The 15,552-nt window shown below is 73.4% G+C and carries 18 protein-coding genes; 14 read left to right on the top strand and 4 right to left on the bottom strand.

All coding sequences use genetic code 11. The features are described 5' to 3' along the window. Positions 1-18: 18 nt before the first annotated feature. From ACFWN3_RS00925 to ACFWN3_RS00880, 10 genes are all read left to right on the top strand, one after another. The gene (locus tag ACFWN3_RS00925; protein WP_377642522.1) at positions 19-1,107 is read left to right on the top strand and encodes a sigma-70 family RNA polymerase sigma factor; all 1,089 of its coding nucleotides are present in this window, start codon (positions 19-21) and stop codon (positions 1,105-1,107) included. Beyond that, a complete protein-coding gene (locus ACFWN3_RS00920) occupies positions 1,104-1,997 on the top strand; it encodes an STAS domain-containing protein (RefSeq protein WP_377642520.1) in 894 nt (297 codons plus the stop codon). Before ACFWN3_RS00925 ends, ACFWN3_RS00920 begins: the two co-directional genes overlap by 4 nt. Then, positions 1,994-2,392 (top strand): STAS domain-containing protein, encoded by a 399-nt coding sequence (locus ACFWN3_RS00915; RefSeq protein WP_377642518.1) that lies wholly within the window; start codon positions 1,994-1,996, stop codon positions 2,390-2,392. The genes ACFWN3_RS00920 and ACFWN3_RS00915 overlap by 4 nt, the downstream gene beginning before the upstream one ends. Beyond that, positions 2,379-2,693 (top strand): phosphatase RsbU N-terminal domain-containing protein, encoded by a 315-nt coding sequence (locus ACFWN3_RS00910; protein WP_377642516.1) that lies wholly within the window; start codon positions 2,379-2,381, stop codon positions 2,691-2,693. The genes ACFWN3_RS00915 and ACFWN3_RS00910 overlap by 14 nt, the downstream gene beginning before the upstream one ends. Before the next feature lie 83 nt (positions 2,694-2,776). Next, positions 2,777-4,375, top strand: a complete 1,599-nt coding sequence (locus tag ACFWN3_RS00905) for a lysine 5,6-aminomutase subunit alpha (protein ID WP_377642515.1) — start codon at positions 2,777-2,779, stop codon at positions 4,373-4,375. Continuing rightward, a complete protein-coding gene (locus ACFWN3_RS00900) occupies positions 4,372-5,148 on the top strand; it encodes an OAM dimerization domain-containing protein (protein WP_377642513.1) in 777 nt (258 codons plus the stop codon). The genes ACFWN3_RS00905 and ACFWN3_RS00900 overlap by 4 nt, the downstream gene beginning before the upstream one ends. Next, the gene (locus ACFWN3_RS00895; protein ID WP_377642512.1) at positions 5,145-5,534 is read left to right on the top strand and encodes a hotdog domain-containing protein; all 390 of its coding nucleotides are present in this window, start codon (positions 5,145-5,147) and stop codon (positions 5,532-5,534) included. Before ACFWN3_RS00900 ends, ACFWN3_RS00895 begins: the two co-directional genes overlap by 4 nt. A gap of 14 nt (positions 5,535-5,548) precedes the next feature. Beyond that, positions 5,549-7,117, top strand: a complete 1,569-nt coding sequence (gene lnt, locus ACFWN3_RS00890) for an apolipoprotein N-acyltransferase (RefSeq protein ID WP_377642510.1) — start codon at positions 5,549-5,551, stop codon at positions 7,115-7,117. Further along, positions 7,110-7,892 (top strand): polyprenol monophosphomannose synthase, encoded by a 783-nt coding sequence (locus ACFWN3_RS00885; RefSeq protein ID WP_377642508.1) that lies wholly within the window; start codon positions 7,110-7,112, stop codon positions 7,890-7,892. Before lnt ends, ACFWN3_RS00885 begins: the two co-directional genes overlap by 8 nt. Further along, positions 7,889-8,431: an FxsA family protein gene (locus ACFWN3_RS00880; protein WP_377642507.1), complete on the top strand. Its 543-nt coding sequence runs from the start codon at positions 7,889-7,891 to the stop codon at positions 8,429-8,431. Before ACFWN3_RS00885 ends, ACFWN3_RS00880 begins: the two co-directional genes overlap by 4 nt. Positions 8,432-8,527: 96 nt before the next feature. Here the strand turns inward: ACFWN3_RS00880 and ACFWN3_RS00875 are convergent, their stop codons facing one another. Then, the gene (locus ACFWN3_RS00875; protein WP_377642505.1) at positions 8,528-8,887 is read right to left on the bottom strand and encodes an RNA polymerase-binding protein RbpA; all 360 of its coding nucleotides are present in this window, start codon (positions 8,885-8,887) and stop codon (positions 8,528-8,530) included. A gap of 276 nt (positions 8,888-9,163) precedes the next feature. Between ACFWN3_RS00875 and ACFWN3_RS00870 the strand changes: the two genes are divergently transcribed. Next, positions 9,164-10,525 carry an MFS transporter gene (locus ACFWN3_RS00870; RefSeq protein ID WP_377642503.1) on the top strand — a complete coding sequence of 454 codons (1,362 nt, stop codon included), beginning with the start codon at positions 9,164-9,166 and terminating at the stop codon, positions 10,523-10,525. A gap of 15 nt (positions 10,526-10,540) precedes the next feature. Here ACFWN3_RS00870 and ACFWN3_RS00865 read toward each other — a convergent pair whose 3' ends face one another. After that, positions 10,541-11,899, bottom strand: coding sequence for a D-alanyl-D-alanine carboxypeptidase family protein (locus ACFWN3_RS00865; RefSeq protein WP_377642500.1), 1,359 nt, complete (start codon positions 11,897-11,899; stop codon positions 10,541-10,543). A 315-nt stretch (positions 11,900-12,214) separates the two neighbouring features. Between ACFWN3_RS00865 and ACFWN3_RS00860 the strand changes: the two genes are divergently transcribed. Continuing rightward, positions 12,215-12,577: a single-stranded DNA-binding protein gene (locus ACFWN3_RS00860; RefSeq protein ID WP_377642498.1), complete on the top strand. Its 363-nt coding sequence runs from the start codon at positions 12,215-12,217 to the stop codon at positions 12,575-12,577. A gap of 45 nt (positions 12,578-12,622) precedes the next feature. Here the strand turns inward: ACFWN3_RS00860 and ACFWN3_RS00855 are convergent, their stop codons facing one another. Both ACFWN3_RS00855 and ACFWN3_RS00850 read right to left on the bottom strand, forming a co-directional pair. Continuing rightward, entirely contained in the window at positions 12,623-13,333 is a 711-nt protein-coding gene (locus tag ACFWN3_RS00855; protein ID WP_377642497.1) for a DUF305 domain-containing protein, read from the bottom strand. Then, positions 13,330-14,013 carry a DUF3105 domain-containing protein gene (locus ACFWN3_RS00850; protein ID WP_377642496.1) on the bottom strand — a complete coding sequence of 228 codons (684 nt, stop codon included), beginning with the start codon at positions 14,011-14,013 and terminating at the stop codon, positions 13,330-13,332. Before ACFWN3_RS00850 ends, ACFWN3_RS00855 begins: the two co-directional genes overlap by 4 nt. A gap of 219 nt (positions 14,014-14,232) precedes the next feature. On the opposite strand from ACFWN3_RS00850, the gene ACFWN3_RS00845 reads away from it, so the two are divergent. Next, positions 14,233-14,454: a hypothetical protein gene (locus tag ACFWN3_RS00845; protein WP_377642494.1), complete on the top strand. Its 222-nt coding sequence runs from the start codon at positions 14,233-14,235 to the stop codon at positions 14,452-14,454. Positions 14,455-14,695: 241 nt separating this feature from the next. Next, a complete protein-coding gene (locus ACFWN3_RS00840; RefSeq protein WP_377642493.1) occupies positions 14,696-15,442 on the top strand; it encodes an SGNH/GDSL hydrolase family protein in 747 nt (248 codons plus the stop codon). Positions 15,443-15,552: the final 110 nt, after the last annotated feature.

Here is a 15,552-nt window from a genome sequence, read left to right as displayed (position 1 = left end):
GGCGCGTAGGGTCGCCCCGTGAGCGAGCGCGTGGTCGCCGACGAGGGGCCGGGAGCAGGTGCTCCCGGCGACGACGTCGCCGACCTCATCCCGATGCTGCGCCGGATCGTCGCCGCCCGAGTCGGTTCGCACCCCGCCGCCGAGGACGTCGTGCAGGAGACCCTCGTGCGGGTGCTCGCCGCCCGCGACCGGATCGAGCCCGGGATGCTCGAGCCCTACGCCATCGCCACGGTCCGCAACGTCGTCGCGACGCTGTGGCGCCAGCAGGACCGCTCCGCCCGCAACCGGCACCGGGCCCACGACCCGAGCGAGCCCGAGCGGGCGGAGGACCTCGTCGTGGCGTCCGAGGAGCAGGCCGCGATGGCCCGGGCGATCGAGACCCTGACCGACCAGGAGCGCCGGGCCCTGCTGGCCCACGAGGTCGACGGCCGCGACACCCGGTCGCTGGCCGAGGACGTCGGCAGCACGGCGGGGGCGGTGGCGGCGTCCCTCAAGCGCACGCGCGCCCGCCTTCGGGTGGAGTACCTCCTCGCCCTCGAGGACGCCGAGGTGCCGAGCGAGCGCTGCCGTCCGGTCCTGCTGTCCCTGTCCAGCGCCGACCGCCGTCGCCAGGCGGAGGTCGGCGCCGCCCAGCACCTCCTCGAGTGCCCGCTGTGCTCCCGGCTGAGCGAGCCCCTCCTCGGGCGCGGCCCGGTGCGCGACGACGTCGTCTCGGTCCCGATCGCCTCGGACCCGGACATCGTCACGGCCCGACGGAGCGCGCGGGAGCTCGCGGTGCGGGCCGGCTTCACGGGCGCCGACCTCACGATGCTCGCCACCGCCGTCTCGGAGGTGGCGCGAAACATCGTGCGGTTCGCGGGGTCGGGGGAGGTCGTCCTCGAGCTCCTCGCGCCGCGCCGGGGCGTGCGCGTCGTCGCCCGAGACGCCGGCCCGGGCATCGACGACGTCACCTCCGCGCTCACCGACGGCCACAGCACCTCCGACGGGCTCGGGCTCGGCCTGCCCGGCTCGAGGAGGCTCATGGACGAGTTCGACATCTCCTCCGAGGTGGGGCGCGGCACCACCATCACGATGACCAAATGGTTCGACCGGAAGGCACCATCATGAGCGACCACGTCACGGACGAGACGTCCCACCCCGAGCTGACGCTCGCCGGCGCGCAGCTGCTGCCCCAGCTCGTCGCCCACCTGCGCGAGCACCGGGCCCGGCTGCGCGACGAGTGGTCGGCACGCATCCGCGAGGCCCACCTCCTCGAGGCGATGACCCCGCAGGAGATGACCAACGAGACCACGTCGGTCTACGACAACTACGTCGAGGTGCTGGAGACCGGCAGCGTCGAGGCGCTCCAGCACTACGCGCGCGACCTCTCCGAGCGGATCATCCCCCGAGGGGTCGAGACGCACGAGGTCGTCGGCATCGTGCTGCTGCTGCGCGACGTGCTGGCCCGCTCCCTGTTCGAGAAGTACCAGGACGACTTCGGCCTGCTCAACGAGGTCCTCGACGCGTACGAGCCGGCCGCCAACCGGATCGCCAACACGGTGGCCGTCAGCTTCGTCGACGAGCGCGAACGCGTCATCCGCCAGCAGCAGGACGCCATCCGCGAGCTGTCGACCCCCGTTCTGCCCGTGCGCGAGCGGCTGCTCATCCTCCCGATCATCGGGGTGCTCGACAGCGAGCGCGCCAAGCAGCTGACCGTGCAGCTGCTGCGGGGCATCCGCACCCACCGGGCCAAGGTCGTCGTCATGGACATCACCGGCGCCCCGGACGTCGACGAGACGGTGGCGAACCACCTCGTGCAGACCGTGGACGCGTCGCGCCTCATGGGGGCGAGCGTCATCATCACCGGGCTGTCCCCGACCATCGCCCAGACACTCGTCACCATCGGGGTCGACCTCAGCAAGATGAACACGATCGGTGACCTGCAGGGTGGCCTCGAGGAGGCCGAGCGGCTCCTCGGCTACCGCACGACCCGGACGGAGGTCGCCGAGGACTCGTGAACACCGGACCGGCGCTCGTCTCGATCCTGCGACAGGGGGACACCCTCGTCGCGTCGGTCAACACTGCCCTCGACGACTCCGAGATGCTGCGATTCCAGGCCGACCTCGTGCGCCAGATCGGCGAGCACCGGGCCCGAGGGGTCATCATCGACGTCGCCGCGCTCGACGTCCTCGACAGCTTCGGTTCCCGCACGCTGCGCGCGATCGCGGAGATGGCGCGCCTGCGGGGCGCCACCACCGTCGTCGTCGGCATCCAGCCCGACGTCGCCTACGCCATGGTGCGCCTCGGCATGGACATGGGGAGCATCGCCACGGCCCTCGACCTCGAGGAAGGGCTGGCCCACCTCGCGCGCGTGCGGCACCTGCCGACGGGGAGGCCGCGTGCCGGGCGCTGACCTCGATGCCGTCGTGCGCGACTACCGGGCCGCGTTCCTGCGGTCCCTTCCGCGCCACAACGAGGCCGCCCTGACCCTGGGGTACGACCTGGGACGCCGGGCCGTCGCGGACGGCATCAGCATCCTCGACCTCGTCGAGGTGCACCACGTCGTGCTCGCCGAGGTCCTCGAGGAGCGGCGGGACACCGGGCCCACGGCGGTGACGCAGGCGGCGAGCGCGTTCCTCCTCGAGGTGCTCTCGACGTTCGACATGGCCCACCGGGCCCTGCGAGCCGTCCCCGAGGAGCGGACCGGGCCGTGAGCCGACCGCGCCGCGCTGGAGATCCTGTCGTGGTGGGCCCGTGGTGCCGCAAATACTCCCGCCGACGTTGGTAGATTGACGCCGTGTCTCCACGCCGCCCCGCCCTCCTCGAGCTCGACCCCGCCGTCGTGCGCCGGGCCCGCACCCTCGCCCGCAAGGCCGGCAAGCCGGTCGTCGACCTCGCGAGGAGCCACACGACCGTCTCCGTCGAGCGCGCCACGCTGCGCCTCGCCGGCCTGGCCGGCGCCGACCACGAGAACGTCCCGTGGGTCAACCACCTCGTCGACGCGGTCCGGGGGAGCGTCGGCCTCGAGCACGGAGTCACCACCCCCGTCTGGGACGCCCTGCGCCGCGGGGAGGCCCCCGACCTGCTGACCCTGGCCCAGAAGGCCTCCAGCGGGTCGGTCACCTTCCGCCTCCCCGAGGGCCGTGACCTCACCGGGACCCGCCGGGCCGCCCGCACCGCCGTCGCGAAGGGCCTGCGCACCGTCGACCGCCAGCGAGCCGCCCGCGACCGCCTCATCAACAAGCACGGCGACCCGAAGCGCACCCCGTGGATCTACCTCATCGTCGCGACGGGCGACATCCACGAGGACATCCCGCAGGCCCAGGCCGCCGCCCGCGAGGGCGCCGACGTCATCGCCGTCATCCGCTCCACCGGCCAGAGCCTGCTCGACTTCGTCCCCGAGGGCGCCACCCGTGAGGGCTACGCCGGCACCTACGCCACCCAGGAGAACTTCCGCCTCATGCGGGCGGCCCTCGACGAGACGAGCAGGGAGCTCGGCCGCTACGTCCGGCTCACGAACTACGCGAGCGGCCTGTGCATGCCCGAGATCGCGGCGCTCGCCGGGCTCGAGCGGCTCGACATGATGCTCAACGACTCGATGTACGGGATCCTCTTCCGCGACATCAACCCGATCCGCACCTTCGTCGACCAGCGCTTCAGCCGACAGGTCCACGCGCGCGCCGGCATCATCATCAACACCGGCGAGGACAACTACCTCACGACCGCCGACGCCATCGAGGCCGCGCACACCGTCACGGTGAGCCAGCTGCTCAACGAGTACTTCGCCAAGGAGGCCGGGCTCGAGGACTGGCAGCTCGGCCTCGGGCACGCGTTCGAGATCAACCCGGAGGTCCCCGACAGCTTCCGCCTCGAGCTGGCCCACGCGCTCCTGGCCCGTCAGCTCTTCCCCGACGCGCCGCTGAAGTGGATGCCGCCGACGAAGCACATGACCGGTGACGTCTTCCGCGGCTACCTCCTCGACGGGTTCTTCAACCTCGTCGGCGCGATGACCGGCCAGGGGATCCTCCTCGTCGGGATGATGACCGAGGCCGTCGTGACCCCGTGGCTCTCCGACCGCGACCTCGCGCTGCAGAACGTCCGCTACGTCCTGGACGCCGCCGGCGGGCTCACCGAGGACTTCCACCCGCCGCGCGACGGGCTCATCCAGACCCGCGCCCGCCAGGTCCTCGGCGAGGCCGTCGACCTCCTCGAGGCCATCGTCTCCGACTCCGACACCGCCGGCGACCCGCCGCTCCTCGCCGCCATCGCCGACGGCACCTTCGGCTCGATGAAGCGCCCCGCGAGCAAGGGCAAGGGCCTCGACGGCGTCGTGCGCAAGGCCGAGGGCTACGACAACCCGGCGACGACGATGCTCGAGGAAGGGGCCACCCGATGAGCGACACCCCCGGCCCGATCGTGCGTCCCTACGGCGACGCCACCGGTGACGGCATGGTCCAGGTCTCCTTCACCCTCCCGCTCCCGCACGACAAGCGGGCGGAGGGAGCCGCGCTCCAGCTCGCCGCGAAGATGGGGATGGAGCCGGCCCTCCTCGTCCACGCCAAGCCGATCGGCGACGGCTTCACCTTCTTCGTCGTCTACGGCTCGGTCACCCACCTCGTCGACGTCCGGGAGGTCGAGGTCGTCGAGCGCGAGTTCCCGCTCCTGACCTCCAAGGAGGTCAACGGCGAGATCAAGAAGAAACTGCGCCGCAAGCTCGTCGTCGTCGGCGCGTGCATCGGCACCGACGCCCACACCGTCGGCATCGACGCGATCCTCAACATCAAGGGCTTCGCCGGCGAGAAGGGGCTGGAGTACTACCGCGAGATGACCGTGGTGAACCTCGGCGCCCAGGTCCTCGTCCCCGAGCTCGTCAACACCGCCCGCGAGGTCCGGGCCGACGCGGTGCTCGTCTCGCAGGTCGTCACCCAGCGCGACGCCCACATCCACAACACCACGGCGATGTCGGCGGCCTTCCGCGAGGCGTTCCCGGCCGGGCAGGTCCCGCTGCTCGTCGTCGGTGGCCCTCGCTTCGAGGAGGGCTCGGCCGCGAGCCTGGGCGTCGACCGGATCTTCGGCCGCGGCACCACCCCCGGCGAGGTCGCCTCCTACCTCGTCCACCAGCTCGTCACCCCCCGCACCACCCCCGAGCCGAGAGGACAGCAGCGATGACCGCCGAGGTCGGCCGCACCGTCACCCACCGCCGCTACGTGCCCTACAGCCACGCGCACTACGCCGGGAACCTCGTCGACGGCGCCTACAGCCTCGCGGCCTTCGGCGACGTCGCCACCGAGATGTGCATCCTCACCGACGGCGACGAGGGCCTGTTCGCGTCGTACTCCGACGTCCAGTTCCTCGCCCCCGTGCGGGCCGGCGACGTCATCGAGATCTCGGCGATGCTCGTGCGGGTCGGGACCCGGTCGCGCGAGATGGCCTTCGAGGTCCGCGTCGTCGGGCGCGGCGCCCCCGACCGCGGCGAGTCCGCGGCCGACGTCCTCGACCCCCCGGTCGTCGCGACGACGGCCCGGGGGGTCGTCGTGGTGCCCCCAGCGGGGTGACCTACCGTGGGCCCGTGCCCACGCTGCTCCGGTTGCCCGCGCGCCTGCTGGCAGCGGTGGCCGGTGGGCTGTGCCTGTGGCTGGCCTTCCCCGACGCCGGGCTGTGGTGGCTCGCGCCCGTCGGTGTCGCCCTCCTCGGCGCGGCCAGCCTGACGGCCGGGGCCGGTCGCGGCCTGCTCGTCGGCCTCGTCGGCGGCCTCGCCTTCTTCGTCCCGGTCCTGTCGTGGTCGGGCATCTACGTCGGGAAGCTGCCGTGGTTCGCCCTCGCGACCCTCGAGGCGCTCTACGTCGCCGTGATGGGCGCCGTCGTCGGGTTCGCCGGCCGACGGCTCGTGGCGTCGGGTCGCCCGGTGGCCGCCCTGGCGCTCGTGCCGCTCGGCTGGGTCGTCCAGGAGTGGGCCCGGGGGGCGACGCCGTACGGCGGCTTCCCGTGGGCCCGGCTCGCCTTCAGCCAGGCCGACGGCCCGCTCCTCCCGCTCGCGCGGTGGCTCGGCGCCCCCGGGGTCACCCTCGCCGTCGCCGTCGTCGGCAGCGGCCTGCTCGCGCTCGGGCTCGGGCTCGCGCGCCGGTCCGGCCGGGTCCTCGTCGCCGGGGTGGTCGCGGCCGCGGTCCCGTGGGCCGGCGCCCTCATCGCCCTGCCGACCGACGGCCGTGAGGTCACGGTGGGTTTCGTCCAGGGGAACGTGCCGACCGCGGGCCTAGACTTCAACGCCGAGCGCCGGGCCGTCCTCGACAACCACGTGGCCGGGACCGAGCAGCTCGCCGCGCGTGCGCCCGACGACCTCAGCCTCGTCGTCTGGCCCGAGAACTCCTCCGACATCGACCCCTTCCGCAACGCCGACGCCGCGGCCCAGATCGCCCGGGCCCGCGAGGCGGCCGGCGTCCCGCTCGTCGTCGGGGCGGTCCTCGCCGAGCCCGTGGGGGCGAGCTCGAACGTCTCCCTCCTCTACGACGGCAGCGGGGCGACGCCGCAGCGGTACACCAAGCTCCATCCGGTGCCCTTCGCCGAGTACATCCCGCACCGCGACTTCTTCCGCAGGTTCACGCCCATGGCGGACCTCGCGGGCAACTTCGTCGCCGGCACCGAGATCGGCGTCTTCCCCGTCGGGGCGCCCGGTGGCGGCTACGTCGCCCTCCCGACGATCTGCTTCGAGGTCGCCTACGACCAGCTGATGCGCGACAGCGTCGCCGCGGCCGGCCGGGTGCCGAGCGTGGTCCTGGTCCAGACGAACAACGCGACCTTCGGGTACTCCGCCGAGTCCGAGCAGCAGTTCGCGATCTCGCGGCTGCGCGCGGTCGAGCACGGGCGCTCGGTGGTCCACGTGTCGACGGTCGGGGTGTCCGGCTTCATCGCCCCCGACGGGTCGGTGAGCAGCGAGACGGGGCTGTTCAGCGCCGAGCAGGGGCTGGGCCGCCCGGTCGTGCGCACCGAGCGGACGCCGTCGGACCGGTTTGGTCCCTGGCCCGAGCGCGTCGCGGGGCTCCTCCTGCTGCTCGTCGTCGCCGGGAGCACGGCCGCCTCGCGGGACGTTAGGGTTTCCGGAGCACCCGACCGACCCCGCGAGGACACCCCCGTTGACTGAGACCGCCCGACCGCCGCTGCGGCGCGTCGCCGTCCTCATCCCGACGTACAACGAGCGCGACACGCTGCCCGTCGTCGTGCGCCGGGTCCGCCAGCTCGTGCCGGAGGTCGACGTCGTCGTCCTCGACGACAACTCGCCCGACGGCACCGGAGCGGTGGCCGACGCCCTCGCGGCGGAGGACGCCCAGGTCCACGTCCTGCACCGGGCCGGCAAGGAGGGCCTCGGGGCCGCCTACCTCGCCGGCTTCCGGTGGGCCCTGGACGCCGGGTACGACGCGGTCGTCGAGATGGACGCCGACGGCTCGCACCGGCCCGAGCACCTCCCGACCCTCCTCGCCGCCGCGGAGGACGCTGACGCCGTCATCGGCTCGCGGTGGATCCGCGGGGGCTCGGTCGTCAACTGGCCACTGCACCGCAAGGCGCTCTCGGTGGGGGGCAACCTCTACGTCAGGCTCCTCCTCGGCATGCCGGTCCACGACGCGACCGCCGGCTACCGGGTCTACCGGGCCGAGGCGCTGCGCACCATGGGGCTCGACGACGTCGCCTCGCAGGGCTACTGCTTCCAGACCGACCTCACCTGGCGGGCGGTCAAGGCCGGCCTCACCGTCGTGGAGGTGCCCATCACCTTCGTCGAGCGCGAGGTCGGCCAGTCGAAGATGAGCCGCGACATCATGACCGAGTCGTTGCGCCTCATCACCGCCTGGGGCGTGCGGCACCGCGCCCACCAGGTCCGCGACCTCGTCGGGTCGCGCGAGCCGCGCTGGCACTCGCTGTGACCCGTCCCGGCGCCACCCCCTACGCCGCGCGCGCGCGACGGCCGAGGAGGCTGCGCTGGGTCCTGCTCGTGCTGGCGCTCCTCGCCGTCACCGAGCTCGTCGTCCTCGTCACGGTGGCCCGCACCATCGGCGGCTGGCAGACCCTCCTCGTGCTCCTCGTGGAGGCCGCCGTCGGCGCCTGGGTCGTGCGCCACGAGGGGAGCCGCGCCTGGCGGGCGCTGCGCGAGGCCTTCCGCAGCGGCCGGATGCCGAGCCGCGAGATCGCCGACGCGGTCCTCGTCCTCGTCGGGGGGGTCCTGCTCGTGCTGCCCGGGTTCGTCACCGACGTCGTCGGGCTCCTCTTCATCCTGCCGTTCACCCGGCCGGTCGCACGGATCTGGCTCGAGGCCGTCATCGCGCGCCGGGTCGTGCGCACGGTGGGGGAGTGGCCCGGGGGCTCCCCGTCGTCGCCCACGGTCCCGCCCCGGCCGGTGCGCGGCGACGTCGTCAGCGGAGAGGTCGTCGACCCGACCCCCGAGGACGGCGCCGGCGGACGCTGAGCGGTGTCGTTCCGTCCCACGGTCCGGGCGCCCCGGTGCGGGCACGACGACGCGCCAGCCACCCGAGGGTGACCGGCGCGTTCGTGGGGGAGGGGCTCAGGCGCTCTTGCGCTTGACCTTCTCGCCGCGGGAGGCCCGAAGGAGCGTCAGCCGCTCCTCGAGGAGCTCCTCGAGCTCGGGGATCGAGCGACGCTCGAGCAGCATGTCCCAGTGGGTGCGGACGTGCTTGACGGGCTTGGCCTCGGGCTCCGGGCCACCGCCCTGGAGCTTGGCCTCGGCACCGCAGCGGCACTCCCAGGTGTGCGGGACGTCGGCCTCGACGGAGAACGGGAGCTCGATGGTGTGCCCGTTGGGGCACAGGTAGGTCGTGATGCGGCGCTCGCTGGGGACGACGTTCTCGTCGGTCTCCATGCTCAGGGCGCCGAGTCGGCTGCCGCGGAGGCTGCGTTCTGCCATGTGGGGTCAACTCCCGAAGAATCGTGGTGTCCCGGCCGACAGGTCGCCTCGTCCGGGTCTGAGGCGTTCAACGACCAGTGCACACCGGTTGTTCCACCGGAGCGGTGGCGTGGGAGTGGTTCGGTGTGAGAGCCCTCACAGATGGGTCGGGCGCGCGGACGGCTCGCGACGGACGCTCCGGGCGTGTCGCGGAGGGTGCGCGCGCCGGTGAGTACGCGTCCTCAATTCCCGCGTTGCGCGTTCCCAGCAGGCCCCCGCGGGTCTACCGTCTGCCGCGTGACGACATCATCGCTCCCGGCCGACGCCGAGGCCGTCCTCGGTCCCACCGCCCTCGACGTCGCGGGCCCCAGCTCCCGCCGGCGGGTCATCGCGTGGGGGATGTGGGACTGGGGGTCGCAGCCGTTCAACACGGTCATCACGACCTTCGTCTTCTCGGTCTACCTCACGAGCGAGAGCTTCGGCGCGACGAACGCGACGTCCACCGCGCTGGCCATCTCGACGGCGATCGCCGGCCTGTTCGTCGCCCTCCTCGCACCGGTGCTCGGCCAGAACTCCGACCGCTCCGGGCGCACCGTGCGCAACCTGCGCCTGCAGACCTGGCTCCTCGCGGGGCTCTCGGCCTCGCTGTACGTCGTCGCGCCCGAGCCCGCGTTCCTCTGGGTGGGGCTGGTCCTGCTCGGCCTGGGCTCGGTCGTCTCCGAGATCGCCGGCGTCAACTACAACGCGACGATCGACCAGGTCGCGACGACGCGGACCGTCGGGCGGGTCTCCGGCTTCGGCTGGGGCATGGGTTACCTCGGCGGCATCATCGTGCTGCTCGCCCTGTACTTCCTCCTCATCCAGCCCGACGTCGGCCTCTTCGGGGTCACCGACGAGGGCGCGATGGACATCCGCGTCTCGATGATCCTGTGCGGGGTGTGGACGCTGCTGTTCACCATCCCGGCCTTCCTCGTCCTCAAGGACCGGCCGCGCGAGCGGACGCCGGGCGTCGGGGTCGTGCAGTCGTACCGGCTGGTGTGGCGCTCGATCAAGGGCCTGTGGGCCGTGTCGCGGCACACCGTGTACTTCCTCCTGGCCTCGGCCCTGTTCCGCGACGGCCTCGCCGGGGTGTTCGCCTTCGGCGCCATCCTCGCCGCCGGGACGTTCGGCCTGTCGGCCGGCGACGTCATCATCTTCGGCGCGGCCGCCAACATCGTCGCGGGCCTGGCGACGATGGGCTTCGGGCTGCTCGACGACCGGATCGGGCCCAAGAAGGTCATCCTCATCTCGCTCGCGTCCCTCGTGACGCTGGGCATCCTCATCTTCGTCCTCCACGACGGCGGCAAGAGCGTGTTCTGGGTGCTCGGCCTGCTCATGACGGTGTTCGTCGGGCCCGCGCAGGCGGCCTCGCGCAGCTTCCTCGCCCGGCTCATCCCCGAGGGCAAGAACGGGGAGATCTTCGGCCTCTACGCCACGACGGGCCGGGTCGTGTCCTTCCTGTCGCCCGCCCTGTTCGGCGTGTTCATCGCCATCGGCGCCGCCGTCACCGGTCAGGAGAACACGCAGTACTGGGGGATCCTCGGGATCGTCCTCATCCTCGCCGCCGGGTTCGCCGTCATGCTCCCGGTCAAGGAGCACGGCGAGCACCGGGTGTCCTGACCCCGGGGGCAGGCCTCAGCCGGCGAACTCGAAGTGCCACGGCTCGGGCAGCGAGCCCCCGGCGGCCGCCCACGAGGGGTGGAACCAGCCGTAGAGCGGCCCGTTGGCGGTCATCCACCGGTGGGCCGCCGAGTCGAAGCGCTGCACGCCGCCACAGAGGTCGAGCGCGCGGCCCAGGCCGTGCCGGCTCGTGCCGGGCGTGGCGGCGAAGCGGCCGCGGGTGGCCTTGACCGAGACCTGCTCGGAGTACGAGCGGTAGGAGTCGGTGATGCACAACGGGGTGCCCGTCTGGGCGGCGTAGACCTTGCTCAGCGCGCTGAACGCGGCGGCGGCGTCGGGGGCGAGGCGCTCACCGGGGGCGCCCCAGACCGGGCAGAGCCCGCTGGCGGGGATCATCCCGTTCGGGTAGACGGTGGAGTCGTCGGTGCACGGCTTGCCGATGCTCGTGACGTCGAAGGTCGCGGCGGACAGGGCGGCGCGCAGCCGGGCGGCCGCGGCGCGGGCCTCGGCGCTGCGGGCGCCGACGAGCATCCCGGCGATGGGACCGGCCTTCTGCACCTCGCTGACCTGCAGCTGGCGCAGGCCGGTGACCTTCTCGCGCTGGTCGACCAGGGCCTTGTCGAGCGCGACCTTGTCCTTCTCGATCCTCGCCCGGGCGTCGGAGGCGCGCTTCTCCGCCGCGTCGGCGGCCGCGCTGAGGCGGACCTGCTCGGCGGTGAGGACGCGGACGTCCTGGAGGGCGCGCGTGCGCTGCTCGGTGAGGTAGGACAGGTCGCCGAGCGGGTCGCCGATGTCGTCGGGCTCGGCCATCATCGCGTCGAGCATCCCGGCGATGTCGGACTCGCCGCCGCCGCCGGAGTACACCGAGAAGACCCAGTCGCGCACGATGGCGCGGGCCCGCTCGAGGCGCGTCTCGAGGAGGACGAGGTCGGCGCGGGCGGTCGTGGCCTCCTGCGTCGCGGCGGCCTCGACGTCCTTGGCCAGGGCGAGCGACTCGAGCAGCGCGTTCGAGCGGTCGGCGAGGCGGTCCATCTCCTGGGTGGCCGCGGCGACCCGGGAGTTGCTCGAGTTCAGGGCCGCGGTGATCCGGGCGGCCTCGGCGATCTGGGACCGCAGGACGTTGGCGTCGATCGCCTCGTGGTCGGGCTCGACGTGGGTCGACGGCCCGGACGGCGAGGTGGTGGGCGCGGTCGGCTTCGGCGTGCTCGTCGCACTGCGAGTGGCGGACGGCGCCGGCGTGGGCGTCGACGTGGGGGTGGGGGTGGGGCTCGGTCCCGGCTCCTCCGCGAGAGCGGACGGTGAGACGAGGACAGCCGCCACGGAGAGCGCGACGACCCACGGGGTCGCCGCGCGCGAGAGTGTGGCCCTGCGCACGACGGTCTCTTCCTATCGACATCACGGCGTCCGAGGACACCAGGAGCACGCCCCTGCTTGCGCGATCCGTTGTTCACGATATGGGGTGGAGGCGCCGAGACGGCCCCTGATACGCAAAGACCATCCTTTCGGGCCATGCGCAGGGGTCCGAGCGGCGCGTGGGGCTGTGAATGTCCACAGGCTCCGCCGGCCGGTGCGCTCGTCCACAGGACGCGGCCGCCGGTGGTCGCGGGTGCTCGGGGGCGGCACCGTGGTCACAGGTCGGCGCGAGGGCCCGAGGGGGTCGCCTCCGCCGCCGGCCGGGAGGGGAGAGGTATGGACCACGTCAACTCGGTGCACCTCGTCGGCCGGGTCGCCGCCGTGGGGGAGGTGCGCGAGCTGCCGAGCGGGGACGCGGTGCAGGTGCTGCGGGTCGTCGTCCCGCGCGAGCCACCGCGCCGCCGGGCGAGGCCCGCGAGCGAGTCGCGGGCCGCGGCGTCCGTCGACACCATCGACGTCGCGTGCTGGAGCGCTGCGAGCCGGCGCACGGCCGGGCGGCTCGCCCCCGACGACCACGTCGAGGTCAAAGGCGCGCTGCGGCGCCGGTTCTTCCGCGCGGGCGGCGGGGTGGCCAGCCGCTACGAGGTCGAGGCCCACACGCTGCGCGCCGTCCGCCCGGGGGACTCCCGGGCTGGGTAGGTCAGACGACGGGGAGGCTCGCGCACGGGGGAGGGGCCGAGTGGCTCAGGAGCGCTCGGCGAGCATCGACCTCAGGAGGGCGATCTCGGAGGTCTGCGCCGAGGCGATGGCCGACGCCAGCGAGCGCACCTCGTCGGTGCGGGCCTGCGCGACCGCGGCGTCGGCCATGGCGACGCCGCCGGTGTGGTGGGCGATCATGAGCCGCAGGAAGAGCCGCTCGGCCTCGACGCCGGTGGCGGCCCTCAGCTCGTCGAGCTGGGCCGTGGTCGCCATGCCGGGCATCGTGCCGTCCGCGCCGGCATGGGCCGACGCGTGCCCGCTGCCGACCCAGGCCATCGGCGGCCGGCTCCCGGTCTGGGACAGTCCCCACTGCCGCAGCCACCCGTACATCTGGCCGGCCTGCTGCTGCTGGCTCGTGATGATGTCGTACGCCAGGGTGCGCACCGCGGGGTCCCGGGTCCGGTCGTAGACGAGGAAGGACATCTCGACGGCCTGGTAGTGGTGGGTCTGCATGTCGCGGGCGAAACCGGCGTCGGCGCCCCAGTCCGACGGCGCCGACGACCGGTCACCGGTGACCCACAGGGTCCCGAGCACCCCGACGAGGAGGGCCACGAGGGCGAGGGCGACCGCCACCGGCCAGGTCCGGCCCGACGCCGGGGGCACGAGGTCGTCGTCGCCCGTGGCGTCGTCGTGGTCGGCGACACCCTCGGGCCCGTCGCCGACCGCTCCGGCGGCTCGGTCGACGTCAGGTGTCACTGGGTGGCGCTGGGGCTGGGCGTCATCGTCGGGGCCGGCGCGTCGGTCTGGCCGCTGGAGACGTCGGTCCCGTCGCTGCCGCCGGTGCAGCTGGCACCGGGCTCCGGCGTCTGCGGGCCCTGGCGGTACTCCTGGATGAACTCCGCGAGGCGCGGGTCGTCGACGCCGGTGAGCTTGAGCTGCACGCCCCAGGCGCTCGCGACGACGGGAGCGCCGATGCCCTCGAAGGGGGAGACGACCATGTAGGTGTCGGGAACCTCGGAGACGAGCTGGTCGACCTGGTCGGCCGGCAGGTCGGGGCGGTACGTCACCCACACGGCACCGTGCTCGAGGGCGTGGACGGCGAGCTCGTTCGGCACGGCCTGCGGGTAGACCCCACAGTTCAGCCACGTCGGGTTGTGGTTGCCGCCGACCGGGGGAGTCTGCTCGTAGGTCACCGGCTCGGTCGTGTGGTCGCGCGTCACGGTGAACTTCTCGACGGCGTCGAGGGTGGGCCGCGTGGCCACGTCGCGGTAGATCGTGAACCCCACGATCCCGGCGATGAGGAGGATGACCGTCAGCACCGAGGTGATGAGCACGAGACGGGTCCTGCGCTCCTTGGCCTGCTGCTCCTTGCGCAGGGCCTCGAGCTTGTCCCGGCCGGCCCGGGCACCGCCCGCTGGCCTGGTCGACTTGCCCACCGTCGTGCTCCTCACTACGTCGTCGTCATGGCGTGCGCCGAGGGGCGGCCCGCTCTCACCACAGCGTGTGAGGCGTGCTCCGCGTTCCACGGCGCGCTCACATTGTCACCCACCGGGCGCCGCGCTCGTATCAGGGGACCGCCGTGGGCGCTCCTGTGGACGTGATGGTTCGGACACCCGTTCGACCACGACCCGAGCGCCCCGCTGGAGGTGGCGACCATGGAGCTGACGACCTGTCCCGAGTGCGGCCTGGTGGCCGAGGTGGTGGACCGCGACGTGTGGGAGGGCACCGACGGACCCGTCGAGCACGCGACCGTCCGGTGCATCGACCGGCACCGGTTCGTCCTGCCGGTGGCGTCCCTGACGAGCCCGCAGCAGGTCGTCGAGCCGACGCGGCGCCTCGCGCCGCTGGTCCGGGTGCGCCGACGTCCGATGCCGTAATGCGCGGCCGGTCACGGGCCGGCTCGTGGCGTCCGCGCACTGCTGTGCCGGGGGCGGTTCCCGGCGGCGGATCGGGGTCGACGCGTCTCCACGTCAAACGCCGATAATCGACATTATGTCATTCCAGTGCGGAGGGCGAGGTCCGGCCCCTCCCCGTCAGGGCTGCCGCGACCGCCCATCCATCACCGGGTCGGCGTCGAACGACGGGAATGATCCCCCCGCACCCCTCCGTTGGCCCGGCGTGACCGACCAGCCGCTCGCGCCGCTCGACTACGCCAACCGCACCGGGCGCCGACCCGGCGCCGGTGTCCGTGTCCTGCGCGCCGTCGTCCCGGGCGTGCGCGCCGTCCAGGCCCAGGCCGACCCCCATGCCGCGGCGTGGCACGACCACAACCGCCGGGCCCTGTCGGCACCGGGACGGCGCTGGGTCGTCCTCGGCGACTCGATGTCGCAGGCCGTCGGTGCCTCGTCGTGGGACGCCGGCTGGGTCGACCAGCTCGCCGCGTGGCTCGCGGCCGCCGGGCACCCCCTCGTCGTCGTCAACCTCTCGGCCACCGGCGCCCGCACCGCCGACGTCGTCGACCAGCAGCTGCCCGTCCTCGAGGCGCTTCCCCCGGCGACCGGGACGAGCGAGCCCGACCTCGTGACCGTGCTCGTCGGGTCCAACGACCTGTTCGCGGGAGGAGCGGCTCGCCGGCGCCTCCCCGACGACTACGCGCGCCTCGTGGCGCGACTCCCCCGGTCGGCGGTCGTCGCGACCCTCCCCCAGCCGCGGACCGCCGCCCGCCGGGCCAACGCCCACGTCGAGGCGGCGGCGTCCACCGGCGACCTCGAGCTCCTCGACATGCGCAGCGAGGGGCCGACCTCCTGGCGGGGCCGGCTGGCAGCCGACTGGTTCCACCCCAACGACGCCGGGTACACCGAGATCGCCCGCGCCTTCCAGCCGCACGTGCTGCGGGTGCTCGGCCGCGTCTCCCCCGGCCCGTGACCGCCGGTCAGGATCCGGGGACGGGGCAGGGAGCGCCCTCGCAGCACGGACGGATGTAGCCGCACCCGTCGCACCGCTCGTGCGAGGTCTCCCAGCGCATCAGCGTGCCG

Source organism: Oryzobacter terrae, assembly GCF_042756445.1.
GTDB classification, from domain to species: domain Bacteria; phylum Actinomycetota; class Actinomycetes; order Actinomycetales; family Dermatophilaceae; genus Oryzobacter; species Oryzobacter terrae.
This window is presented reverse-complemented; position numbering and strand designations above follow the sequence as displayed.